21 protein-coding genes are annotated in these 22,604 nt (G+C 66.5%); 13 read left to right on the forward strand and 8 right to left on the reverse strand.

Annotation, left to right across the window (positions count from 1 at the left end):
• Positions 1-6 precede the first annotated feature (6 nt).
• Together leuS and ACU0BR_RS02395 are read right to left on the reverse strand one after the other, a co-directional pair.
• Positions 7-2,556 carry a leucine--tRNA ligase gene (gene leuS, locus ACU0BR_RS02390; RefSeq protein WP_446155244.1) on the reverse strand — a complete coding sequence of 850 codons (2,550 nt, stop codon included), beginning with the start codon at positions 2,554-2,556 and terminating at the stop codon, positions 7-9.
• Positions 2,557-2,629: 73 nt separating this feature from the next.
• Complete coding sequence (locus ACU0BR_RS02395; protein WP_446155245.1) at positions 2,630-3,139, reverse strand: DUF3576 domain-containing protein; 510 nt, start codon at positions 3,137-3,139, stop codon at positions 2,630-2,632.
• A 290-nt stretch (positions 3,140-3,429) separates the two neighbouring features.
• On the opposite strand from ACU0BR_RS02395, the gene ACU0BR_RS02400 reads away from it, so the two are divergent.
• From ACU0BR_RS02400 to ACU0BR_RS02410, 3 genes are all read left to right on the forward strand, one after another.
• Positions 3,430-4,419, forward strand: a complete 990-nt coding sequence (locus ACU0BR_RS02400; protein ID WP_446155246.1) for a porin — start codon at positions 3,430-3,432, stop codon at positions 4,417-4,419.
• Positions 4,420-4,614: 195 nt separating this feature from the next.
• On the forward strand, positions 4,615-6,741 hold the full coding sequence (locus ACU0BR_RS02405; protein ID WP_446155247.1) for a sulfotransferase: 2,127 nt from the start codon (positions 4,615-4,617) through the stop codon (positions 6,739-6,741).
• Positions 6,741-7,394, forward strand: coding sequence for a YggS family pyridoxal phosphate-dependent enzyme (locus tag ACU0BR_RS02410; protein WP_446155248.1), 654 nt, complete (start codon positions 6,741-6,743; stop codon positions 7,392-7,394). Before ACU0BR_RS02405 ends, ACU0BR_RS02410 begins: the two co-directional genes overlap by 1 nt.
• On the opposite strand, the gene ACU0BR_RS02415 is transcribed toward ACU0BR_RS02410, so the two are convergent.
• Together ACU0BR_RS02415 and ribA are read right to left on the reverse strand one after the other, a co-directional pair.
• A complete protein-coding gene (locus ACU0BR_RS02415; RefSeq protein ID WP_446155249.1) occupies positions 7,391-7,915 on the reverse strand; it encodes a L,D-transpeptidase family protein in 525 nt (174 codons plus the stop codon). The two genes, ACU0BR_RS02410 and ACU0BR_RS02415, sit on opposite strands and share 4 nt — an antisense overlap.
• Positions 7,912-9,003: a GTP cyclohydrolase II gene (ribA, locus tag ACU0BR_RS02420; RefSeq protein WP_446155250.1), complete on the reverse strand. Its 1,092-nt coding sequence runs from the start codon at positions 9,001-9,003 to the stop codon at positions 7,912-7,914. Before ribA ends, ACU0BR_RS02415 begins: the two co-directional genes overlap by 4 nt.
• 228 nt (positions 9,004-9,231) lie before the next feature.
• Here ribA and ACU0BR_RS02425 point away from each other — a divergent pair, with 228 nt between their 5' ends.
• The 5 genes from ACU0BR_RS02425 to ACU0BR_RS02445 all read left to right on the forward strand — a co-directional run bounded on the left by ACU0BR_RS02425 (position 9,232) and on the right by ACU0BR_RS02445 (position 12,861).
• Positions 9,232-9,918 carry a response regulator transcription factor gene (locus ACU0BR_RS02425; protein WP_446155251.1) on the forward strand — a complete coding sequence of 229 codons (687 nt, stop codon included), beginning with the start codon at positions 9,232-9,234 and terminating at the stop codon, positions 9,916-9,918.
• Between the two features lie 228 nt (positions 9,919-10,146).
• Entirely contained in the window at positions 10,147-10,935 is a 789-nt protein-coding gene (locus ACU0BR_RS02430; RefSeq protein WP_446155252.1) for an exodeoxyribonuclease III, read from the forward strand.
• A gap of 158 nt (positions 10,936-11,093) precedes the next feature.
• Positions 11,094-12,014: a thioredoxin gene (gene trxA, locus ACU0BR_RS02435; RefSeq protein WP_446155253.1), complete on the forward strand. Its 921-nt coding sequence runs from the start codon at positions 11,094-11,096 to the stop codon at positions 12,012-12,014.
• A 26-nt stretch (positions 12,015-12,040) separates the two neighbouring features.
• The gene (locus ACU0BR_RS02440) at positions 12,041-12,688 is read left to right on the forward strand and encodes an LON peptidase substrate-binding domain-containing protein (protein WP_446155254.1); all 648 of its coding nucleotides are present in this window, start codon (positions 12,041-12,043) and stop codon (positions 12,686-12,688) included.
• Entirely contained in the window at positions 12,685-12,861 is a 177-nt protein-coding gene (locus ACU0BR_RS02445; protein ID WP_446155255.1) for a Trm112 family protein, read from the forward strand. The genes ACU0BR_RS02440 and ACU0BR_RS02445 overlap by 4 nt, the downstream gene beginning before the upstream one ends.
• A 49-nt stretch (positions 12,862-12,910) precedes the next feature.
• Here the strand turns inward: ACU0BR_RS02445 and ACU0BR_RS02450 are convergent, their stop codons facing one another.
• Positions 12,911-14,221 (reverse strand): UbiH/UbiF/VisC/COQ6 family ubiquinone biosynthesis hydroxylase, encoded by a 1,311-nt coding sequence (locus ACU0BR_RS02450; RefSeq protein WP_446155256.1) that lies wholly within the window; start codon positions 14,219-14,221, stop codon positions 12,911-12,913.
• A 96-nt stretch (positions 14,222-14,317) separates the two neighbouring features.
• On the opposite strand from ACU0BR_RS02450, the gene ACU0BR_RS02455 reads away from it, so the two are divergent.
• The 4 genes from ACU0BR_RS02455 (at position 14,318) to ACU0BR_RS02470 (ending at position 20,716) form a co-directional block, all read left to right on the forward strand.
• Positions 14,318-15,649, forward strand: coding sequence for an amidase (locus ACU0BR_RS02455; RefSeq protein ID WP_446155257.1), 1,332 nt, complete (start codon positions 14,318-14,320; stop codon positions 15,647-15,649).
• 128 nt (positions 15,650-15,777) lie between these two features.
• Positions 15,778-16,959 (forward strand): aminotransferase class I/II-fold pyridoxal phosphate-dependent enzyme, encoded by a 1,182-nt coding sequence (locus tag ACU0BR_RS02460; RefSeq protein WP_446155258.1) that lies wholly within the window; start codon positions 15,778-15,780, stop codon positions 16,957-16,959.
• 11 nt (positions 16,960-16,970) lie between these two features.
• A complete protein-coding gene (locus ACU0BR_RS02465; RefSeq protein WP_446155259.1) occupies positions 16,971-20,045 on the forward strand; it encodes a DNA translocase FtsK in 3,075 nt (1,024 codons plus the stop codon).
• Positions 20,046-20,110: 65 nt separating this feature from the next.
• Entirely contained in the window at positions 20,111-20,716 is a 606-nt protein-coding gene (locus ACU0BR_RS02470) for a LolA family protein (protein WP_446155260.1), read from the forward strand.
• Positions 20,717-20,820: 104 nt separating this feature from the next.
• Here ACU0BR_RS02470 and ACU0BR_RS02475 read toward each other — a convergent pair whose 3' ends face one another.
• Positions 20,821-21,402, reverse strand: a complete 582-nt coding sequence (locus ACU0BR_RS02475) for a transglycosylase SLT domain-containing protein (RefSeq protein ID WP_446155261.1) — start codon at positions 21,400-21,402, stop codon at positions 20,821-20,823.
• A 253-nt stretch (positions 21,403-21,655) separates the two neighbouring features.
• Here ACU0BR_RS02475 and hspQ point away from each other — a divergent pair, with 253 nt between their 5' ends.
• The gene (gene hspQ, locus ACU0BR_RS02480) at positions 21,656-21,982 is read left to right on the forward strand and encodes a heat shock protein HspQ (protein WP_446155262.1); all 327 of its coding nucleotides are present in this window, start codon (positions 21,656-21,658) and stop codon (positions 21,980-21,982) included.
• Here the strand turns inward: hspQ and ACU0BR_RS02485 are convergent.
• Both ACU0BR_RS02485 and ACU0BR_RS02490 read right to left on the reverse strand, forming a co-directional pair.
• Positions 21,979-22,368, reverse strand: a complete 390-nt coding sequence (locus tag ACU0BR_RS02485) for a rhodanese-like domain-containing protein (protein WP_446155263.1) — start codon at positions 22,366-22,368, stop codon at positions 21,979-21,981. The two genes, hspQ and ACU0BR_RS02485, sit on opposite strands and share 4 nt — an antisense overlap.
• A 2-nt stretch (positions 22,369-22,370) precedes the next feature.
• The coding region (locus tag ACU0BR_RS02490) for a gamma-glutamyltransferase (RefSeq protein ID WP_446155264.1) at positions 22,371-22,604 on the reverse strand (234 nt) is incomplete at its 5' end.

A 22,604-nucleotide genomic window follows, 5' to 3' on the forward strand; every position in this document is an offset into this window, starting at 1 on the left:
CGTCGATCAGATAACGACATTGACGATCCGCCCCGGCACGACGATCAACTTGCGGGGCTGCCCGCCGTCGAGCGCCCTGATCACAGCATCATTCGCGAGCGCCAGCTTTTCAACCTCTTCCTTCGGCAGATCCTTGGCGACCTGGATTTCCGACCGCCGCTTGCCGTTGATCTGGATCGGCAGCGTCACCTTGTCATCGACCAGCAGCGCGGGGTCGGGCTGCGGCCAGGGCGCTTGCGCCACCAGCCCCTCGCCGCCCAGCGTGTGCCAGATTTCTTCTGCCAGATGCGGGGTCATCGGCGACATCAGCTGCGCCATCACCCGCATCGCCCTCCGTTTGGCGGCGGCGGGAGCCGAGGATTTGGCGATCGCATTGGCAAAGCCGTAAAGCTTGGCCACGGAGACGTTGAAGGCGAACCCCTCGATTCCCTGGGTGACGTCGTGGATCGCGCGGTGCGTGATCTTTTCGAGATCCAGGTCCTGGGGCCCCTCGTCGGGCGCATCGGCCAGATCTGCGGTCATGCGCCACAGGCGGCTGAGGTGCTTGAACGCCGCGTCGGCGCCCGCGGCGGTCCATTCCACGTCACGCTCGGGCGGGCTGTCGGACATCACGAACCAGCGCGCGGTATCGGCGCCATAGGCCTCGATGATGCTGACCGGATCGACGACGTTCTTCTTGGATTTCGACATCTTGGCCGAGGGGATCACCTCCACTGCCTCGCCCGTGGCCTTCAGCTTGCGGGCCTCCGCGTCGACATCCTCGGGCAGGTGATAGACCGGCCGACCGGCCGCATCGCGCGTGAGGTAGATCTCATGCGTGACCATGCCTTGCGTGAAAAGCGCGTTGAACGGCTCCACCGCCTTTTCGGGCAGGTGGCCGGTCAGATGCATCGCGCGGGCGAAGAAGCGGGAGTAGAGCAGATGCAGGATCGCATGTTCGATGCCGCCGATATACTGGTCCACGTTCATCCAGTAATCGGCATCCTCGGGAACCGTCGGCGTTTCCGCGCGCGGCGCGGTGAAACGGGCGTAGTACCAGGAGGAATCGACGAAGGTATCCATCGTGTCGGTTTCGCGCCGCGCGGGCTTGCCGCAGGCGGGGCAGGGGGTGTCGCGCCAGGTCGGATGGCGGTCCAGCGGATTGCCCGGCTTGTCGAAGCTCACGTCGCGCGGCAGCTCGACCGGCAGATTTTCCTTTTTCTCGGGCACCACGCCGCAGGCGTCGCAATGCACCACCGGAATCGGGCAGCCCCAGTAGCGCTGGCGCGACAGGCCCCAGTCGCGCAGACGGTACTGGGTGACACCCGCGCCCCAGCCCTGCGCCTGGGCATAGTCGACGGTGGCGTCGATGGCCTCCTGCCCGGTGGCCACGTCGAGCCCGGCGAAGTGGTCGACCCATTTCACCGGCTCGGTCTTCGGCGGCACGAAGGCCTCGTCCTGCACCGGGCGCGGATCGTCCAGCGCGAAGAAGGTGTCACACACCGGCAGGTCGTACTTGCGGCAGAAGTCGAGATCGCGCTGGTCATGCGCCGGGCAGGCAAAGATCGCGCCGGTGCCGTAGTCCATCAGGATGAAATTCGCGACCCAGACCGGCAGCTCCCAGTCCGGGTTCAGCGGATGGCGCACGCGCAGCCCGGTGTCGAAGCCCTTCTTCTCGGCCTTTTCCATGTCGGCCTCGGACGTGCCCAGGCGGCGGCAGTCCGCGTTGAAGGCGGCAAGATCGGGGTTGTCGCGCTCCAGCGCGCGCGACAGCGGGTGATCGGGCGAGATGCCGACGAAGCTGGCGCCCATCAGCGTGTCGGGGCGGGTGGTGTAGACCTCGACCTGCTCGAACCCGGCGGCGGGCGTGACCAGATCGAAGCCGAAGCGCAGCCCGCGGCTCTTGCCGATCCAGTTGGCCTGCATCAGCTTGACCTTCTCGGGCCAGTTGTCCAGCCCGTCGAGCGCGTCCAGCAGCTCCTCCGAAAAGTCGGAGATCTTGAAGAACCACTGCGTCAGCTCGCGCCGTTCCACCGGCGCGTTCGAACGCCAGCCCCGGCCGTCGATCACCTGTTCGTTGGCCAGCACGGTCATGTCGACCGGGTCCCAGTTCACGACCGCATTCTTGCGATAGACCAGACCCTTTTCCAGCATGTCGATGAACATCGCCTGCTGCTGGCCGTAATATTCGGGATCGCAGGTGGCGAATTCACGGCTCCAGTCGATGCTGAGGCCGAGCGGCTTCATCTGCGCACGCATGTCGGCGATGTTGGAATAGGTCCATTCCGCCGGATGGCCGCCGCGCTCGATCGCGGCGTTCTCTGCCGGCATCCCGAAGGCGTCCCAGCCCATGGGGTGCAGCACATTGTGCCCGGTCGAGGATTTGTAGCGCGCCACCACGTCGCCCATCGTGTAGTTGCGCACATGCCCCATGTGAATCCGGCCCGAAGGGTAGGGGAACATCTCGAGCACATAGTATTTCGGCCTGGAGGCGTCGCGCCTGGCGGTGAAGACCCCGGCCTCGTCCCAGGCCTGTTGCCACTTGGGTTCAATCGCGCGGGTGTTCAGTCGGGACATGATCTTTCCTTCGGACATGCAAACGCCGGGCACGAGGGCCCGGCGCGTTGATAAGACAGCACGGGATCGAGTGCTAGAGCTTCGAATCGCGAATCCGCAGCTGGCGGGCGCGGGTCAGGATCGCGTTCTCGACCTCCCGCTGGACATCGGCGGAGGCGGGGCCCGACCGTGTGGCCAGCGCCACGTTGAGCGAGCGCGCGTCGAGCGCCGGGTCGCGCACGAAGACGGTCGCGCGATAGGCGCGCGACGATCCGGGGGCGGTGCCGTAGCCCATCACGATGGTCCCGGTGAAGGGGTCCGCGGATTCGATGGGCATGAAATCCAGCACATCCAGCGCCGCGGCCCAGATGTATTTGTTGACCTCGACGGTGGTATTCGGATCGGCCTTGTTGCCGAACAGGTCGAAGATTGAGGAGCGGTCTTCCTGGATGACGCCGTTGGCGGTCAGCTGCTGGCGCGCGCGTTCCTGGTTTTTCGCATAGGTTTCGCTGCGCTGGTTGGCATCGCCGGAACCGAAGGCTCCGCATCCGCTCAGCGTCATAGCCAGACCCGTCAGGATCAGAACTGTCTTTCCGATAGTCACACTCGGCCCTCCATCAGACTAGGCTTGGTGTAGCTGAGCGAATTTTGACCGACAAGGCTTTTCCTGAACGCATTCAGGCAAGCGGCGCGCGGCGAGCGGCCCGAGAGGTATCATAGCCCCTTCGAGGCGCCGCCGTGGCATCACTGTGGCAAAGCTGCACCAAGTCCGGGGACTCTGGGGCAAGGGTTTCGCGTATTCTTGCAATGATGGCGGGTTAGGGGGAAACAGCAGCATACTCAATTCGGAGTTCGCTGGATTGAGGTGCACCTTTTAACGAATGAGGGAAAACCATGAAAAAGGTTCTCTTTGCTTCCACGGCTCTCGTGGCTTCGGCAACTATCGCAGCCGCTGAAGTAAAAGTCACCGGTTCCGCCGAAATGGGTATCTTCGGTGGCGACAACGCTGCCGGTGTCTCCATCCAGGACCAGTTCTTCCAGGATATCGACGTCACCTTCACGATGTCCGGCACGACCGACAACGGCCTGACCTTCGGTGCGTCGGTTGACATGGACGAAGCTCAGGATTCCTGCACGATCACGGCGCTGCCGACGACCTGCACGAACAACGCGTTCGACAACCCGGCTGCTCACGGCGGCGTGGCGATCTTCGTATCCGGCGACTTCGGCACCCTGACGATGGGCGACACCGACGGCGCTCTGGACTGGGCTCTGACCGACGCCGGCAACATGGGTAACCCCGGTTCCATCGCCGACGACGAAACCTCCCACGCTGGCTACCTGGGTGCCTACCTCGACGGTCGCTACGACGGTCAGATCGTTCGCTACGACAACACCTTCGCTGGTTTCGGCGTTGCCCTGTCGGTCGAAATGGACGACACCGGCGCGCGTGACACCGGCTACGCCGTCGGTACCCGCTACAACTGGGCCCTGGGTTCGGGCAACGTCGCATTCGGCGCTGGCTACCAGTCCACTCAGGACGCCGGTGGTGCAGACCGCGACGCATACGGCGTCAGCGCTGTCTACACGATGGACGCAGGCCTGACCGCCGGTGTCGAGTACACCAAGTTCGACCTGCAGGCTGCAAACGCCGACTACAACCACGTCGGTGTCGGTGTTGGCTACAAGGTCGGCGCCCTGTCGATGCACGCCAACTACGGCAAGTTCGACTACGACAACGGCACCTCGGCTGACGGCTACGGCGTTGCCGTGGGCTACGACCTGGGTGGCGGCGCATCGCTGCTGGCCGGTTACGGCTCGGGCAACAACGTTGCCAACGTCGACCGCAACACCTACTCCTTCGGTCTGTCGATGGCCTTCTGATCCATCCCTGGATCCGAGTTTGAAAGAGCGGGCCTTCGGGTCCGCTCTTTTGCTTTTGGCGCCTTGCCTGACGTGATCGGCCTTGCATCCTTGCATCGCGCCGCCTCGAGCTGCCCATCTCGACCTGCCCGCCTCGACTGACCCTTCTGTCCGTGCTACGCCGCCCGCAGGTTTTTTCCTTGCCCGGAAATGGTGATGCAGCCCCTTACTCCCGCAGAGATCACCGCCCTTTACCAGCAGGCGGTCACGCTTCAGGCGCAGCGACAGCCCGCGCGTGCGCGTGAGCTCTATTCGCGTATATTGGCCGCGCGTCCGACAGTGCCCGAAGTGCATTTCCAGCTGGCCCGCATGGATCTGGCCGAAGGGCACGCGGCCGCCGCGCTGGCCCATCTGGAAAGCGCCCTCGCCGCGAAACCCGCAGAGCCCGCGTTGTGGATGCAGGCGGGCCAGACCCTTGCGGCACTGGGCGATACCACGGCGCGCGATGACTGGCTGGAGCGCGCCCGTGCCGCCCCGCTGGATGCGCAGACCCGCGCCGCCTTTCACAAGGCACTGGGCGGGACCCCCGATCAAACCGATGCCGATGTGCGGGATCTGCTGGTCGACGCCCGTTTCGCCGAGGCGGAAACGCGGTTGCGCCGCCATCTGAAGGCGAACCCCGGCGACGGTCCGGCCCATGCGCAGCTGGCGCTGGCGCTGGCGGGGCAGGGGCGCATCGAAAAGGCCCTGAAATCGGGCAAGACCGCCCTGCGCCTCGCGCCGAACGCGGCGCCGGTCCACGCGGCGATGGCGGATCTGTTGGCGCAGCACGGCCCGCGCAAACCGGCGCTGGATCACGCGCGCAGCGCGCTGCGGCTGCAACCGTCGCTGCCGGCCGCGTGGATCGCGCTGGCCCGCGTCTTGCGCCGGGGGCAGGATCATCCCGGTGCGTTGCGGGCGATCGACAAGGCGCTGCACCTGGCCCCGGACAACCGCGAGGCGCTGACCCTGCGCGCCGACCTGTTGCTGCGGGAAAAGGATTTCGCCGCCGCCGAGGCGCTGCTGGCCGACCTGATCGAGCGAACTGCCCCCTCGCTGGAGCTGCTGTTGCAACTGGCTGCGGCCCAGGAGGGACGCAACCGTACCGAGGCGGCGCTTCGGACCTATGAACGGGCGATCGCGCTCTATCCCGACGCGGCCGCGCCGCATGACCGCCGCGCGGATTGCTTGCAGGTAAGGGGCGATTTCGGCGCCGCCGCCGCGGATTTCCGCCGCGCGCTGGCGCTGGCCCCGCGCGACGGGGCACTTTACCGGCGTTTCGCGGCCGGGCTGAAACTCTCGCCCGACGATGCCCTGGTCGCGACGATGCAGGCGCTTCATGACGATCCGGCGACGCCCCGGCTGGACCGTGCGCAGCTCGGCTTCGCGCTGGCCAAGGTGATGGAGGACGCGGGGCAGTTCGATCACGTGTTCGGCTATCTGCACCGGGCCAACCGCGACATGCGCAAGCTGTTTCCCTATGACATCGCCGCCCGCCGGGCCGAGGTCGCGGCGCAGCAGGCCGCGTTCCGCGCGCTGGACCCGGATGCCCCGCTCCTGTCGGGCACCAGCGCCTTCGCGCCCGTCTTCGTCACCGGGCTGCCGCGGTCGGGCACCACGCTGATCGAACAGATCATCGCCGCGCATTCGCGCATGACCGGCATCGGCGAGGCCGGTTTCGCCACGAGAGAGGCGCATCGTTTGATGGCGCGCCCCGACGGGGCCGGTCTGCGCCCGATCGAAGAGGTTCCCGCCGCCGACATCGTGGCCTTCGGTCACCGCTATGAACGGCTGGCGCGTGCCCTCGCGCCGAACTCCCCGCAGCTGGTCGACAAATCGATCCAGACCTACGGGTTCCTGCCGTTGATCCGCCGCGCCCTGCCCAATGCGCGCATCATCGTGGTGCGCCGCGATCCGCGCGACACGCTGCTGTCGATCTACAAGAACGTGTTTCCCGCCGGCCTGCACGGCTATGCCTACGATCTGAAGGATCTGGCGGAATTCTACACCCTCTTCGACGGCATGATCGGCTTCTGGCGCGATCTGGTGCCCGACTGGTTCACCGAGATGCATTACGAGGATCTGATCGCCGACCCCGACGCCGCCAGCCGCCGCCTGATCGCGGCGGCGGGGCTGGCGTGGGAAGACGCCTGCCTGTCCTATCGCGACAACGCTCAGACGGTCCGCACGCTCAGCCTGTTCCAGGTGCGCCAGCCGATCTATAAATCGTCGCTGAAGGCCTGGCAGAGGTATGAGGACGAATTGCAGCCGATGTTGAAGGCACTGGAACGGAAAGGGCAGTGATGGGATTGCAGGAGATCAAGGACCGCATCCGCGCCGAGGAAGAGCGGACAGGCCGACCCGCGGGCGCCACCGAGTTGATTGCAGTGTCCAAGGTGCAGCCGCTGGAACGGGTCGTCGCGGTGCTGGAAGAGGGCCACAGGGTCTTCGGTGAAAACCGCGTGCAGGAGGCCGTGGGCAAATGGCCCGGCCTGCGCGACCGCTTCGACGGGGTGCAGCTGCATATGATCGGGCCGCTTCAGACGAACAAGGCGCGGCAGGCGATGGAACTGTTCGACGCGATCCATTCGCTGGACCGGCCCAAGCTGGCGAGCACGCTGGCCCGCCTGTCGCAGGAACGGGGCCGTTGCCCGGATCTCTTCGTGCAGGTCAACACCGGAGAGGAGTCGCAGAAGGCCGGCGTTCTCCCCGATCAGGCGGATGGCTTCATCGCGGAATGTCGCGCGCTCGACCTGCCGCTGCGCGGGCTGATGTGCATCCCCCCCGCGCAGGAAGAGCCCGCGCTGCATTTCGCGCTGCTGGCCAAGATCGCGGCGCGCAACGGGCTGGACGGTCTGTCGATGGGCATGAGCGGCGATTTCGAGCGCGCCATCGCCCAGGGCGCCACGCATGTGCGCGTCGGCTCGGCCATCTTTGGCGACCGCGACGCGGGCTAGGCGCCCCGCCGCGCCAGCGCGGGCGGCACGATCAGCCGGGTGCCGGGGGGGGCCGCGCGCGCGATTTGCAGCAGCGTCGCGGGGTCGAAGGCCACGCAGCCCTCTGTCGGGTGTCCCGGCTTGCGCCAGCGGTGCACGAAAATGGCCGACCCCAGACCGGGGCGGGCGAGGGGCCAGTTCCAATCCGTCAGCAGCACCAGATCGTAAAGCGGATCCGCCCGGCGAAGCCGTTCGTGGCCAAACCCATGTGGTGCGCGCACGGCGGTGTTATACTGCGGATCGGCGCTGTCGTCGGACCACAGATCGTACAAGCCGATGGGGCGCGCCCAGGGCGCGGGCTGGGCCATCCGGTCGGGGCGGTACAGCGTGCCGACGATGCGCAGCACGCCCGCGGGTGTCGCGCCATCGCCTTCGCGCTTTTGCGTCGTGACGCCGCCACGTCCGATCGCGCAGGGATGGCGCTGCCCGAGAAACCGGCAGCCCGTCGGCGTCAGGACGAGATCGCCGCTCCGCGCGGTCACAGCAGATGCCCGGACTTGTCGGCCTTGGTGCGCAGGTAGCCGCTGTTATGCGGGTTCAGCCCGACCTTCAACGGCACCCGCTCGGTCACCGTGATGCCCTGGCTTTCCATCATCGCGACCTTTGCGGGGTTGTTGGTCAGCAGCCGCACCGCGGAAAATCCCAATGCCGACAGGATCGCCGTGCCGATGCGGAAATCGCGCTCGTCATCCTCGAACCCCAGGCGGTGGTTGGCCTCGACCGTGTCGAAGCCCTGATCCTGCAGCGAATAGGCGCGCATCTTGTTGGCCAGCCCGATCCCGCGGCCCTCCTGGTTGAGGTAAAGCAGGATGCCGCTGCCCTCCGTGCCCATCTGCGCCAGCGCTCCGCGCAGCTGCGGGCCGCAGTCGCATTTCAGCGACCCCAGCAGATCGCCGGTGAAACAGGCCGAATGCAGGCGGCACAGCACCGGGCGGTCGCGATGCGGCGTGCCGATCTGGATGGCATAATGTTCCTCGCCGCCGTCGTCGGGGCGAAACACATGCAGCCGGCCGGCCTCGGACACCGCCAGCGGCAGGCGCGCGTCCACCACCTTGTTGAGCGGGCTGAAGGCCGTCAGCGCCGCCGCTGCGGCATCGGCGTCGAGCAGGGTCAGGTCGTGCTCCGCCGCGAACCCGGCCCCGTCCGGCAGCGCGACGACCAGCGCCGCGGGCAGGAGCCGCGCGGATTTGGCAAGCGTCAGCGCAATGCGGTGCAGCGTGGCCGAGCCATCCCGCAGGGTGCGGAACGGCCCCTTCATGGGGCTGCGAAGGTCGTCAGCGGGGTCGGTCACCGCCAGCAGCCAGCCAAGCGCCGCGTCGTCGGGCACCGCGATGCGGGCCAGATCGCCGTCGTAGGCCCGCGCCTTGAGCGTGGAGGCACGCCAGTTGGTGACCGCCAGGACCAGCGGCAGGCCCAGCCTGCGTAGCGCGGTATAACTGTCGGCATGCAGTGTCTCCGCCGCGGCGATCAGCACGCTGCCGTCGCGCCCGGAAAGCACCACGGGCACGCCCATGCGCAAATCGCCCCGCGCGCGGGCCAACATCTGGGTCATGTCCGGGCGCAGGCTCATGCCCGCGGTTCTGGGCGAAAACGCTTCCGAGATCCAGAGCCGAATTCCGCGGCCACGCCTTCAAACGTGAAACAAATCCCCCGAATTCGACACGAGCCCGTGAAATCATTGCAGTAAACCTTGCTGTGATCGGGCGGGGCGGACATCTCTGGTCGTGACACCGGAATTTGATGACGCCGGACGCGGGCGCGACTCCCGCGCGACGGCGCCGCAGCCAGGAGGGACCGAATGAACACGCTCAAACGCCTATTGCTGGTCGATGACGACGACGATCTGCGCGAGGCCCTGTCGGAGCAGCTTGTGATGACCGAGGACTTCGACGTGTTCGAGGCCGACAACGGCCATCACGCGATGGAAAAGGTCAAGGCCGGTCATTACGATCTGGTCATCCTGGATGTGGGCCTGCCCGACACCGACGGCCGCGAACTATGCCGCCTGATGCGAAAGCAGGGGGTGAAATGTCCGGTCTTGATGCTGACGGGCCATGACAGCGACAGCGACACGATCCTGGGCCTCGATTCGGGCGCCAACGACTACGTGACGAAGCCTTTCAAGTTTCCCGTCCTGCTGGCCCGCATCCGCGCGCAGCTGCGCCAGCACGAACAGTCCGAGGATGCGGTCTTTCAGCTTGGACCCTACACGTTCAAACCCGCGATGAAGATGTTGACCGACGCGTCCGACCGCAAGATCCGCCTGACCGAAAAGGAAACCAATATCCTGAAATTTCTCTACCGCGCCTCCGAAGGGGTCGTGGCGCGCGAGGTTCTGCTGCATGAGGTCTGGGGCTACAACGCGGGCGTCACCACCCATACGCTCGAGACCCATATCTACCGGCTGCGCCAGAAGATCGAGCCGGACCCCTCCAACGCGCGGCTGCTGGTCACCGAAAGCGGCGGCTATCGGCTGGTCGCGTGAAACCCCGGCCCCCGATTTTCCTCGATGCGCGACGCGCGCCCGCGGCTTTTCGCGCGCCTCGGACGCAGCCGCGCGCGAATTCAGCCGCGGGATGGAACCGATCGCGGAAACCTGCGTTGCATCTCCAGACCCGCGCGTGCCTGGGTTAAGCACGTTTCTCCCCGTTGGACTGGCCCGGCCTTGTGCCGGGCCTTTTTTTCATGTGATCAGGGGGAAAGGAGACTGCGAATGCCATTCACCCTCGCCACCTGGAACATCAACTCCGTCCGCCTGAGAGAGCCGATCGTCTGCCGCCTGCTGGAGCAGGAGGCCCCGGACGTGTTGTGCCTTCAGGAATGCAAGTCGCCGGTCGACAAGATCCCGCTCGAGCGGTTCCGCGAGCTGGGCTACCGCTACATGATCGCGCGCGGGCAGAAGGGCTACAACGGCGTGGCCATCCTGTCGCGCCTGCCGATGGAAGACGCGGGCGACCGGGATTATGCGTCGCTGGGCCATGCGCGCCATGTCGCGGGGCGCCTGGAAAACGGTGTGACGATTCACAATTTCTACGTGCCCGCCGGTGGCGATGTGCCCGACCGCGAGGTCAACGTGAAGTTCGGCCAGAAACTCGATTACCTGACCGAGATGCGCGACGCCTTTCACGCGGACCGGCCCGCGCGGTCGATCATGGTGGGCGATCTGAACATCGCCCCGCGCGAAGACGACGTCTGGGACCACAAGAAACTGCTCAAGGTCGTCAGCCACACCCCGGTGGAGGTCGAGCATCTGGCGCAGACGCAGGACGCGGGGCGCTGGGTCGACATCACCCGGCAGGATGTGCCCGAGGGGCAGCTTTACAGTTGGTGGTCGTATCGCGCGCGCGACTGGGACGCGGCCGACAAGGGGCGGCGGCTGGATCATGTCTGGGCGACGCCCGATATTTCCGCCGCGGCGCATGGCTCGCGCGTGCTGCGCGACGCGCGGGGCTGGGAAAAGCCGTCCGATCATGCGCCGGTCTTCGCCAGTTTCGACCTCTAGGGGCGCGCGGTCGCAGACGCCGCGCCTCCGATGCCCGCTTTCAAGGACAGGCGGCCGAAACCCGCCCCGGGCCGAATTTGTCGCGCGGGCGGGACACACGCTTTGACAAGCGCGGTGTCGCCTCACATATAAGGTCGGAAACCGGAAGGAAGAATGACATGCTGGAACTGGGCGGCGGAAACGGGGCCACGACCTCCGATAGCGATCTGATCAAGGACACCACCGAAGCGAGCTTCATGCAGGATGTGGTCGAGGCGAGCGACCAGGTCCCCGTGATCGTCGATTTCTGGGCACCCTGGTGCGGGCCATGCAAGACGCTGGGTCCGGCGCTGGAAAGCGCGGTCAAGCAAGCCAAGGGCCGGGTGAAGATGGTGAAGGTCGATGTGGACCAGAACCAGCAGATCGCGGCGCAGCTGCGCATCCAGTCCATCCCCACCGTCTATGCCTTTCACAAGGGGCAGCCTGTCGACGGCTTTCAGGGCGCTGTCGCCCAATCCGAGATCAAGGCTTTCGTCGACCGCGTCGCGGCGCTGGCCGGTGACGGCGAAGACGACGGGCTGGCCGAAGCCATCGCCGCGGCAGAGCAGATGCTGGAAGAGGGCGCCGCCGTCGACGCCGCCCAGACCTTCGCCGCCATTCTGGGCGAGGAGCCCGAAAACGCCGCAGCCTACGGCGGGCTGATCCGTGCGCATCTGGCGATGGATGAGGTGGATCATGCCGAAAGCCTGCTGAATGCCGCCCCCGCCGCCATCGCAAACGCCGCCGAGATCGAGGCCGCCCGCGCGCAGATCGCGCTGCTGCGGCAGGCGGCCGACGCGGGCCCGGTGGCCGATCTGAGCGCCAGGGTGGAGGCCGATCCCGACGATCACGCCGCCCGGCTGGAGCTGGCCACGGCGCTGCACGCCAGCGGACGTGTGCAGGAGGCGGTGGATCATTTGCTGGAACTGTTCCGCCGCGACCGCGAGTGGAACGACGGCGCCGCCAAGACGCAGCTTTTCACCATATTCGACGCGCTGAAACCGCAGGACCCCATCGTCCTGAACGGGCGTCGCAGGCTTTCGTCGATGATCTTTGCCTGACGCCGCCGCGAGGCTACATTGATGCCATGATGACGCACATTGATCTGCCAGACACCATCCCGGTGTTTCCCCTTCCCGGCGCATTGATGTTGCCGCGGGCGCGTCTGCCTCTGCATATCTTCGAGCCGAAGTATCTGGCGATGCTGGACGACACGATGAAGACGTCGCACCGGCTGATCGGAATGGTGCAGCCGATGGAAACCCCCGGCGGTTCGGGCGCGCGCCGCCTGCACCGCGTGGGATGCGCCGGTCGGCTGACCGGGTTTTCCGAAACCGAGGACGGGCGCTACATGATCACGCTCAGCGGCGTGTCGCGCTATCGCATCGAGGCCGAGCAGACGGGCTTCACGCCCTATATGCGCGCAGATGTGTGCTGGGATGGGTTCGAGCGTGACCTGGGCCCGGTCGAGGAAGATCCCGATTTCGACCGCGGCAGGTTTCTGGACCTGCTCAACCGCTATTTTTCGGCCAATGCGCTGTCCACCGACTGGGACAGCCTGAAGGAGGCCGAAGACGAGCTGCTCATCAACTCGCTGTCGATGCTCTGCCCCTTCGAGACCGAGGAAAAGCAGGCCCTGCTCGAGGCGCCTTGCCTGAGCACGCGGCGCAAGACACTGTCCACGCTGATCGATTTTTCGCTGCGCGGCGGCAAGGCCGAGGAGATTTTGCAATGAGCCAGGACTTCGACCGCAGGATGCTGGAGGCGCTGGTCTGCCCCGTCACCCAGGCGACGCTGAGCTATGATGCGGAGCGGCAGGAGCTGATCTCTCGCGCGGCGCATCTGGCGTTTCCGATCCGCGACGGAATTCCGATCATGCTGCCCGACGAGGCACGCGAAACCCGGTAGCCGCCCCGCGGCAGGCGGAGGGCGATGCGCCCTCCCCCTTGGCAGCGCGCTACAAAGCCCGTCCCTGCATCAGCCGCGGCAACTCGCCCGTCAGACCGGCGGCCTCGCGGATGAACCCGCGTCGCAGGCCGGGCAGGGCGTTGACCGCCCCCAACCCCAGATCGCGCAGCCCTCGCAGAAGGGGGTTGTCGTTGGAAAAGAGCCGGTTGAACCCATCCGTCGCCAGCGCCAGGGTCGTGGCGTCGAACCTGCGCCACTGCTGATAGCGCGCCAGGGTGAGCGGGCTGGCGAAATCCTCGCCCCGGCGGTGGGCGTCGATCAGAACCTCGGACAGGGCGGCGACATCGCGCAGCCCCTGGTTCAGGCCCTGACCCGCCAGCGGGTGCACCGCATGGGCGGCATCGCCCACCAGCGCAAGGCGATCGGCCACCATCGCATTGGCCAGCGACAGGCCCAGCGGATAGGAAAACCGCTGCCCGGCAAGATCGATCCGGCCCAGAAAATCCCCGAAGCGCGGCCGCAGCACCGCCAGGTAATTCTCCTGCGTAAGGGCGTTGATCCGTTCGGCGCGCCCGGCGCTTTCCGTCCAGACGATGGAGGAACGGTTGCCGCGCAGCGGCAGCACCGCCAACGGCCCCTGCGGCATGAAGAACTGATGCGCCGTCGCGGCGTGGTCGCGTTCATGCGCGATGGCGCAGACCAGCGCGGTCTGGCCGTAGGTCCAGCCGGTGCGCCGGATGCCCGCCCGCCGCGCGGTGCCGCTGTTGCGCCCGTCGCTGCCGATCAGCAACCGGGCGCGCAGCACCTCGCCATCCGCAAGGGTGATCTCGACCCCCGCGGCATCGACGGCCTGATCCACCACCTGTCGGCCGGTCAGATGCGTGATCCCCTTGCACCCGGCCACGGCGCGCAGCAGGGCAGGGCGCTGGTGGCGATCCTCGATCATGTGGCCCATCGGGCCTTCCTCGATCTCGGCATGATCGAAATGCAGCGACAGGGGGGAGGGGCCTTCGCCCGCGCGCCCGTCGCTCGCCGTGATCTTCAGGATCGGCTGGCTGTCCTCCTGCACGACCTGCCACAGCCCCAGCGCGCGCAACATGCGGGTGGTTGCCAGCGCCAGCGCATAGCTGCGCCCGTCGAAATCGGCGGCTCTCTTGCCATCGTCGTCCGGCGCGTCGTGCGGCGTGTCGTCCGGCGTGTCGTGCGGCGCGGGTTTCTGCGCGTCTATGAGCGTGACCGACAGCCCGCTGCCCGCCGTGGCAAGCGCCAGAACCATGCCGTTCAGGCCGCCGCCGACGATGGCGAGATCCGTCCGGTCGCGTGAGGTCGTATCGGCAATGCCGCGCGTGAGAATATCCATACCGACAAATATGACTTGCGGCACGGGATTGTCCATGCGTTGGCCAGCGTCTACCGTTCGGCGCAACATGTGGCAACGCAGCGAGGGGGCAACGGCATGTCGGACGCTTGGCTTTGGGACAGCGCATCGGATCTGGGGCGCGGCATCGACGCGGGCCGCATCGACCCGGTGGCGTTGACGGATGTTTATCTGGAGGCCGCGGCCGAGCACGCCGATCGCGACCGCATCTATGCCCGCCTTACCCCCGGGCGCGCCCGGGCGGAGGCCCGCGCCGCCCGGACCCGCGCGCGCGCGGGCCAGCGCCGGGGCCTGCTGGACGGGGTGCCCGTATCCTGGAAGGACCTGTTCGACACCGCGGGGGTCGCCACGGAGGCAGGCTCCGCGCTGCTGGCGGGCCGGGTGCCCGCGCATGATGCGGCCGCGCTGCGTCAGGCGACCTCGGCGGGGCTGGTCTGCCTCGGCAAGACGCATATGTCCGAGCTGGCGTTTTCCGGCCTCGGGCTGAACCCGGTGACCGGCACGCCGCCCAACCGCAACGATCCCGCCGCCGTGCCCGGCGGGTCGTCTTCGGGGGCTGCGGCCTCGGTCGCGTTCGGGGTGGCGGCGGCGGCGGTGGGGTCCGACACGGGCGGGTCCGTGCGCATCCCGGCCGCGTGGAACGACCTTGTCGGGTTGAAAACCGGACTTGGCCGCATCGACGCGACCGGCAGCGTCGCGCTGTGCGAGAAATTCGACACCATCGGGCCGCTTTGCCGCACCGTCGAGGATGCCGCCCACATGCTGGCCGCGCTGGAGGGCGGGCATGCCGCGGATCTGCGCGGCGCGACACTGTCGGGCGTGCGTCTGATGGTGCTGGAAACGGTCGCGATGGAGGATCTGCGCGACGCCCCCGCCGCAGGGTTCGAGCGCGCGGTGCAAGCCTTGCAGACGGCGGGCGCCACGGTCACGCGTCGCGCCATCCCGGAGATCGCCGAGGCGGTCGCGATGTCCGGCATCCTATTCACGAGCGAGGCCTACGCCATCTGGCGCGACGTGATCGAGGCCGCCCCCGAAAAGATGTTCCCGCGCATTCTCGAGCGCTTTCGCAGCGGCGGCGCATTCTCCGCCGCCGATTACGTGACCGCCTGGCGCAGGCTGGAGCAGATCCGCGCGATCTATCGCGCGCGGACCGCCGGGTTCGACGCGGTCATCATCCCGACCGCGCCCAACATGCCGCCCGAGGTCGCGCGGCTGACGTCCGACGCCGATTACTTCGTGGCGGAAAACCTGATGACCCTGCGCAACACCCGGATCGGCAACCTGATGGGCGGGGCCAGCCTGACGCTGCCCACAGGCCTGCCCTCGACCGGCATCCTGTTTCTCGGCGGGGCAGGGGAGGAGGAGCGGCTGCTGCGCCTCGGCGCCGCCGCCGAAGCCGCGCTGCGCTGATCGGGCCAAAAAAGCAACAGGGCCGCTGTGTGCCCCTCCTTCGGCCGGGGGTTTTTCTGGACCCCCCGCGGTTAGCTGGTTATCCTGTTGTCAAACGGGGCGAAATGATCCCGATACATGAGGCATAGATGGTTTTCCCTGAGCGGTTTTCTAACCTGCCGGCTTATGCATTTCCGCGCCTGCGGAGCCTGCTGGACGCCCATGCGCCCGGCGGCTCTGTCGTGCACATGACCATTGGCGAGCCGCGGCACGCGTTCCCCGACTGGGTTGGTCAGGTTGTTGCGGACAATGCGGCCGATTTCGCGAAATATCCCCCGAACGAGGGGAGCGACGGGTTGCGTGCGGCAATGTCCGGCTGGGTCGCGCGCCGCTATGGTGTCACGCTTGACCCGGACCGTCAGCTTGTGGCGCTGAACGGCACGCGCGAGGGGCTGTTCAACGCCTGCCTGGCGCTCTGTCCCGAGACCGTGGGCGGGCGCAAGCCCGTCGTGCTGACGCCCAACCCGTTCTATCAGGTCTATGCCGTCGCCGCGCTGGCGAGCGCGGCGGAGCCTGTCTTTGTGCCGGCCACCGCGCAGACCGGGTTTCTGCCGGATTACGCGGCGCTGCCCGCCGAGGTTCTGGACCGGACGGCGGTGGCCTATATCTGCTCTCCGTCCAATCCGCAGGGCGCGGTAGCGTCGCCGGGCTATTGGGCCGATCTGATCGCGCTGGCCGAAAAGCACGATTTCCGGATCTTCGCGGATGAGTGCTATTCCGAGGTCTACCGCGACACCCCGCCCATGGGCGCGTTGCAGGCCGCCGCACAGGCGGGCGCGGATCCCGAACGGGTCGTGATCTTTCATTCGCTGTCCAAACGTTCCAACCTGCCGGGGTTGCGGTCGGGATTCGCGGCGGGCGGCCCCCGGAGCATCGAGCGGATCAAGCAGCTGCGTGCCTATTCCGGCGCGCCGCTGCCCCTGCCGCTTCAGGCCGTGGCCGAACGCGCCTGGCAGGACGAGGCGCATGTCGAGCAGAGCCGCGCGCGCTATCGTGCGAAATACCGGATCGCGGATGAGGTCCTCGGCGGGGTTGCGGGCTATTCCGCGCCGCAGGCGGGTTTTTTCCTGTGGTTGCCGGTGCGCGACGGCGAGGAGGCCGCGCTGCGCCTGTGGCGGCAGACCGGCGTGCGGGTGCTGCCCGGCGCCTATCTGAGCCGGGACGTCGACGGTGAAAATCCGGGCGCGGGCTACATCCGCGTGGCGATGGTGGCGGAAGAACAAGAAATGCAGCGCGGACTGATTGCGATCCGCGACTGCCTCTACGATTGAGGAAAAGGAACATGGCATCTTATCAGGCACGTCCGCGCGACCCGCTGCTGGACCGCAACACCCAGGCCGCGCTGGAGCGGCGCGGCAAGGAATTGCTGGGTCTGGGGCTGGTTGCGGTCGGCGTCTTCGTGGCCCTGATCCTTGCCACCTATGTGCCCGAAGATCCAAGCTGGCTGTCGGCCACCGACGCGCCGGCGCAGAATATCTTTGGCCGTTTCGGGGCTTCGATCGCCTCGCCGTTGTTCGTGATCGTCGGCTGGGGCGGCTGGGCGATCGCGCTGACCTTTTTCGTCTGGGGCATCCGCTTCGTGCTGCACAAGGGCGAGCAGCGCGCGCTGAGCCGCGCCATCTTTGCACCGATCGCCATAGCCCTGGCGTCGATCTACGCCTCGACCCATGTTCCCGATGCGGGCTGGACGCATTCGTTCGGATTGGGGGGGCTTTTTGGCGACACGGTGCTGGGCGCCGTGCTGGGCGTCACGCCGATCAGCGCCACCTTCGGGCTGAAGATGCTGTCGCTGCTGTTCGGCGCGGCAATGATCGCGATGGCTTTTTTCGTGCTGGGCTTCACCTGGGAAGAGCTGCGGCGTCTGGGCCGCTGGATGCTGGTCGGGTTCATCCTGACCTATGCCAATTTGCTGAGCCTTTTCGCGCGGCTGGGCGGTGGGGCTGCGTCGGCGGCAACGCAGATGAATGCACGCCGCAACGAGCGGCGCGCCGCGCGGGTCAGCCATGACTACGACGATTACGACGATTGCGATGAGGACGAGCTGATCGAGGATGAGGCGCAGGGCTACCCCGGCGAGGCGGAGCGCAAGCCCGGCCTGCTGTCGCGCCTGCCGTCGCTGGTGCGCCGCAGCGCCGCGCCGACCGAACCCGCGCTGGAACCCGAACTGGTAGAGCCGCCGGTCAGCCGGGCCGCGCAGTCGGTCGATCAGCCGAGCGATGACCGCATCAAGGAAAAGATCGCCAGCGTCATCAAAAGCCGTGTTCGGCGGTCGTCGGGCGGCGGCGCCCTGCGGGCCGAGCCGCCCGTGGTCAGCGCCACGCGCCACCGCCAGGGCCGTGCGCCCTTGATCGCCGGCAGGCCTGCCGCCGATGCGGCCGCGGCCGTGTCGGGACCGCAGGACATGGCGTTTTCGCCCGAGCATTCCGACGAGTGGCGCGCCTGGAACGACGATGAGGCCGAGATCCTGCGCGACCGGGAGGAAGACGCCTCCGCCGAGGGCTACGGGAGCTTCGGCACCTTTGACGAGGGTGCGGCCTATGACGGGGACCATGATGAGGGTCGCGGTGCCCGTTACCAGGACGGTCTGAGCGACGACCGCCCCGACGCGGGCGCCGGTTCCGGCCGCCGGTTCTCGGGCAAGGTCGAACGCGGCCCGCTGCCCGAGGGCGTGTCGCCGACCGCCGCCGCGTCGGCGGCCCCGCCGGCGCCGCAGATGGCGCGCCCCCCCTCCCCTGCCGCGGCGCGCAGTGTCGTTCAACATGCGCCCAGGCGTCGGGCCCAGCCCAGCCGCCGCGCGACGGCCGAGGCCCAGCCCGATCTGCGCTTCGACGAGGCCGAAAGCACCGCCTATGAGCATCCCCCCCTGTCGCTGCTGACCAGCCCCGATGAGATCGAGCGGCTGCACCTTTCCGACGAGGCGCTGGAAGAAAACGCGCGGATGCTGGAATCGGTGCTGGACGACTATGGCGTGAAGGGCGAGATCGTGTCGGTCCGGCCCGGCCCCGTCGTCACCATGTACGAACTGGAACCCGCGCCGGGCCTCAAGGCCAGCCGCGTGATCGGCCTGGCCGACGATATTGCCCGGTCCATGTCGGCGCTGTCGGCGCGCGTGTCGACCGTGCCGGGCCGGTCGGTCATCGGCATCGAGCTGCCCAATGCGCAGCGCGAAAAGGTCATGCTGCGGGAAATCCTGTCGCACCGCGACTTCGGCGACGGCAAGCAAAGCCTGCCGCTGGCGCTGGGCAAGGACATCGGCGGCGCGCCGGTGGTGGTCAACCTGGCAAAGATGCCGCACCTGCTGATCGCGGGGACGACCGGATCGGGCAAATCGGTGGCGATCAACACGATGATCCTGTCGCTGCTCTACAAGCTGACGCCCGATGAATGCCGCCTGATCATGATCGATCCCAAGATGCTGGAACTGTCGGTCTATGACGGCATCCCGCATCTGCTGAGCCCTGTCGTCACCGACCCGAAAAAGGCGGTCGTCGCCCTGAAATGGGTGGTGGGCGAGATGGAGGATCGTTACCGCAAGATGTCCAAGATGGGCGTGCGCAACATCGAGGGCTACAACGGCCGTGTGCGCGACGCGCTGGCCAAGGACGAGATGTTCAGCCGCACCGTGCAGACCGGGTTCGACGACGACACCGGCGAGCCGGTGTTCGAGACCGAGGAATTCCAGCCCGAGGTGCTGCCCTTCATCGTGGTCGTCGTCGATGAGATGGCCGATCTGATGATGGTCGCCGGCAAGGAGATCGAGGCCTGCATCCAGCGCCTGGCGCAGATGGCGCGGGCGAGCGGTATCCACCTGATCATGGCCACGCAGCGGCCTTCGGTCGATGTGATCACCGGCACGATCAAGGCGAACTTTCCCACCCGGATCAGCTTTCAGGTGACCTCGAAGATCGACAGCCGCACCATTCTGGGCGAGCAGGGCGCCGAGCAGCTGCTGGGCATGGGCGATATGCTCTACATGGCGGGCGGCTCGCGGATCGTGCGTGTGCACGGGCCTTTCTGTTCCGACGAGGAGGTCGAGGAGATCGTCAATTACCTCAAGGATTTCGGCCCGCCGGAATATGTGGGCGGTGTCGTGGACGGTCCCGACGACGACAAGGAAAGCGATATCGACCTCGTGCTGGGGCTTGGCGGGAACACCGACGGCGAGGATGCGTTGTACGACACTGCTGTCGCCATCGTCATCAAGGATCGCAAATGTTCCACGTCCTACATCCAGCGCAAGCTGGCCATCGGCTACAACAAGGCCGCGCGGCTGGTCGAGCAGATGGAGGAGGAGGGCCTCGTGAGCGCCGCCAACCATGTCGGCAAGCGGGAGATCCTGGTGCCCGAGCAGTCCTGAGCCTATCTCGCGTTTGTGAGACGGGCGAAGGTGACACGGCCCGCAAGCAAACTTAGGTAGGGTGTATGACAACACGACGCGCATTGATGATCGGGGCCCTCGGCGTAATCGCCGCCGGTCCCGCTTTCGCCGCCAAGATCCCGCTCGGGACCTTGTCGCAGTACCTCAACGGCATGACGACCGTGCAGGGCAAGTTCACCCAGATCAACGGGGACGGCACGATCAGCACCGGGCAGCTGTACCTTCAGCGGCCGGGGCGCATCCGCTTCGACTATGACGCGCCCAACAAGAGCCTGGTGATGGCGGGCGGCGGTCAGGTGGCGGTGTTCGATCCGAAATCGAATGTGCCGCCCGATCAGTTCCCGCTGTCGCGCACGCCGCTCAGCATCATCCTGGCGCCCAATGTGGACCTGTCGCGTTCCGGCATGGTGGTGGCGCATTCTTCCTCCGGCGCCAAGACCACGGTAACCGCGCAGGATCCCGCGCATCCCGAATACGGCAACATCCAGCTGGTCTTCACCAACGATCCCGTCGAGCTGCGGCAATGGGTGGTGACCGACAATACCGGGTCGAAGACCACGGTGGTGCTGGGCGACATGAAGCGCGGCGGCTCGATCGGCGCCAGCAAGTTCAACATCCCGCAGGAGATCAACGCCCGTATGGGCGGCTGACGGCAATCCGGCAATGCATGGCATCGGTGCGAAAGGGACGAGAGATTCCTCGTCCCTTTTTCATCTGCTCCGCGCAGCTGGTCGCGTTGCGCACTGAGCCCCGGTCAGACGCGTCCGCAGGCCCGAAGCTGGGCGTCGTAGGTCGCCGCGCGCACCGCCAGCCCGTCGGCCACCCGCATGAGCCAGGGTTTGGCGTTGTAGCTGCCGCGGGAATAGCCGGTCCGGCCCTCGTGGTAGGCGAGGTACTGGTTGCGCGTGTCATATTTCGGAATGCCGATGCGCGCCGCCGACTGGTTCATGTACCAGCCGATGAAATCCGTCGCGTCGTCGATGTCGTGGCGTTTGGCCCGGCGATTGCCGGTTTCTTCCCTGTACTCATCCCATGTCGCATCCAGCGCCTGCGCATAACCATAGGCCGAGGATTGCCGCCCCATCGGAATGACGCCGAGCGAATAGCGCAGCGGCGTTCGCGCGTCGCCGATGAACTTGGATTCCTGATAGATCGTCGCCATCTGTACGGCGACGGGGATGCCCCATTTTCGTTCCGTGCGTTTCATCGCCCTCAGATAGACGGGGCGCTCACGAACGATCGAACAGGCATTTTCCAGATTGGACGGCGGGGAATAGCTGGGCGAGGAACATGCCGCCAACACCAATAAAACCGCCAGCCGGTAAACTCTTCTCATAGCCTCAACCACATTTTTTGTTTTGTGACAGACTAACCCAAGTTCGATCTTAACGAAAACAGAATCCGTGGAGGGAACACTTTCGTGTCAGATCGCGGCTTCGGCGTGGCGGCCCCGCACGAGGGCGGTGGCGCGGCCGGACCCTTCACTGTCGGCCCCGCCTTCACAGACTGTTTCCTTGAGTTCCCGGCTGATGTAATGGACAGCGAACGTCAAATCGGGCTAAATTATGTTCTGTGGGAGTGTGTCGTGAATGCTTAAGTCGAACGCGAAATACCATCTTGGTCAAATCGTCCGACACCGCAAACATCCGTTTCGCGGCGTGGTTTTCGATGTCGACCCGCGGTTTTCCAACACAGAGGAATGGTATGACGCCATCCCCGAAGACAGCCGACCCCGCCGGGATCAGCCGTTTTACCATCTTCTGGCCGAGAATGAGCAAAGCTATTATGTCGCCTACGTGTCAGAGCAGAACCTTTTGCCCGACACCACGGGCGAACCTGTCACCCACCCGGACCTGGAAGATCTGTTCGGCGATTTTCAGGACGGTCGGTATCCGCTTCACTTCCAGCTGAATTAGGCTTTCTCGACCGGGGCGCCCTGATCGCGCCACGCGTTGAAGCCGCCTTCGATCTCGGCCACGTTTTCCACGCCCATGCCGCGCAGCGTGTCGGCCGCCAGCGCGGAACGCCAGCTTGACGCGCAGAACAGCACCAGACGCTTGCCGTCCGCCAGCAGGGCGGGCTTGTGGTAGGGGCTTTCGGGGTCGATCCAGAATTCCAGCATGCCGCGTGGGGCGTGATAGGCGCCGGGCACCCGGCCTTCGCGGTCAAGCTCGCGGATGTCGCGAATGTCCAGCAGCAGGGCCTCGCCCGCCTCGGCCTGTTTGCGGGCCTCTTCCACGGAAAGCGACGTGATGCGTGATTTCGCATCTCGGACCATGGTTTTTACAGGTGTTATCGTCATGTTCAGTACCCCAATGCGCAGCCGTCCTTGCGCGGGTCGGATGCCCCGTGCAACGTGCCTGTTTCCCTGTCGATGCGGATCGCCTGAGCCCCTCCAATGGGGGCGTCGGGAACCTCGATCCGGTGGCCCATCTCGGCCAGTTTGCTGTGAACCTCGGGGGCATAGCCCCGCTCGATCTTCAATACGCCATTGTCGGAGAAACAGCGCGGTGCATCAAGCGCCGCCTGCGGTTCCAA

The sequence above is a fragment of the Brevirhabdus sp. genome (assembly GCF_052826345.1).

Bases quoted from the DNA above. Each gene is read 5' to 3' on its own strand.
- leuS (WP_446155244.1), bottom strand. From the start codon at position 2,556: ATGTCCCGACTGAACACCCGCGCGATTGAACCCAAGTGGCAACAGGCC.
- ACU0BR_RS02400 (WP_446155246.1), top strand. From the start codon at position 3,430: ATGAAAAAGGTTCTCTTTGCTTCCACGGCTCTCGTGGCTTCGGCAACT.
- ACU0BR_RS02405 (WP_446155247.1), top strand. From the start codon at position 4,615: ATGCAGCCCCTTACTCCCGCAGAGATCACCGCCCTTTACCAGCAGGCG.
- ACU0BR_RS02410 (WP_446155248.1), top strand. From the start codon at position 6,741: ATGGGATTGCAGGAGATCAAGGACCGCATCCGCGCCGAGGAAGAGCGG.
- ribA (WP_446155250.1), bottom strand. From the start codon at position 9,003: ATGAGCCTGCGCCCGGACATGACCCAGATGTTGGCCCGCGCGCGGGGC.
- ACU0BR_RS02425 (WP_446155251.1), top strand. From the start codon at position 9,232: ATGAACACGCTCAAACGCCTATTGCTGGTCGATGACGACGACGATCTG.
- ACU0BR_RS02430 (WP_446155252.1), top strand. From the start codon at position 10,147: ATGCCATTCACCCTCGCCACCTGGAACATCAACTCCGTCCGCCTGAGA.
- trxA (WP_446155253.1), top strand. From the start codon at position 11,094: ATGCTGGAACTGGGCGGCGGAAACGGGGCCACGACCTCCGATAGCGAT.
- ACU0BR_RS02440 (WP_446155254.1), top strand. From the start codon at position 12,041: ATGATGACGCACATTGATCTGCCAGACACCATCCCGGTGTTTCCCCTT.
- ACU0BR_RS02445 (WP_446155255.1), top strand. From the start codon at position 12,685: ATGAGCCAGGACTTCGACCGCAGGATGCTGGAGGCGCTGGTCTGCCCC.
- ACU0BR_RS02450 (WP_446155256.1), bottom strand. From the start codon at position 14,221: ATGGATATTCTCACGCGCGGCATTGCCGATACGACCTCACGCGACCGG.
- ACU0BR_RS02455 (WP_446155257.1), top strand. From the start codon at position 14,318: ATGTCGGACGCTTGGCTTTGGGACAGCGCATCGGATCTGGGGCGCGGC.
- ACU0BR_RS02460 (WP_446155258.1), top strand. From the start codon at position 15,778: ATGGTTTTCCCTGAGCGGTTTTCTAACCTGCCGGCTTATGCATTTCCG.
- ACU0BR_RS02465 (WP_446155259.1), top strand. From the start codon at position 16,971: ATGGCATCTTATCAGGCACGTCCGCGCGACCCGCTGCTGGACCGCAAC.
- ACU0BR_RS02470 (WP_446155260.1), top strand. From the start codon at position 20,111: ATGACAACACGACGCGCATTGATGATCGGGGCCCTCGGCGTAATCGCC.
- ACU0BR_RS02475 (WP_446155261.1), bottom strand. From the start codon at position 21,402: ATGAGAAGAGTTTACCGGCTGGCGGTTTTATTGGTGTTGGCGGCATGT.
- hspQ (WP_446155262.1), top strand. From the start codon at position 21,656: ATGCTTAAGTCGAACGCGAAATACCATCTTGGTCAAATCGTCCGACAC.
- ACU0BR_RS02485 (WP_446155263.1), bottom strand. From the start codon at position 22,368: ATGACGATAACACCTGTAAAAACCATGGTCCGAGATGCGAAATCACGC.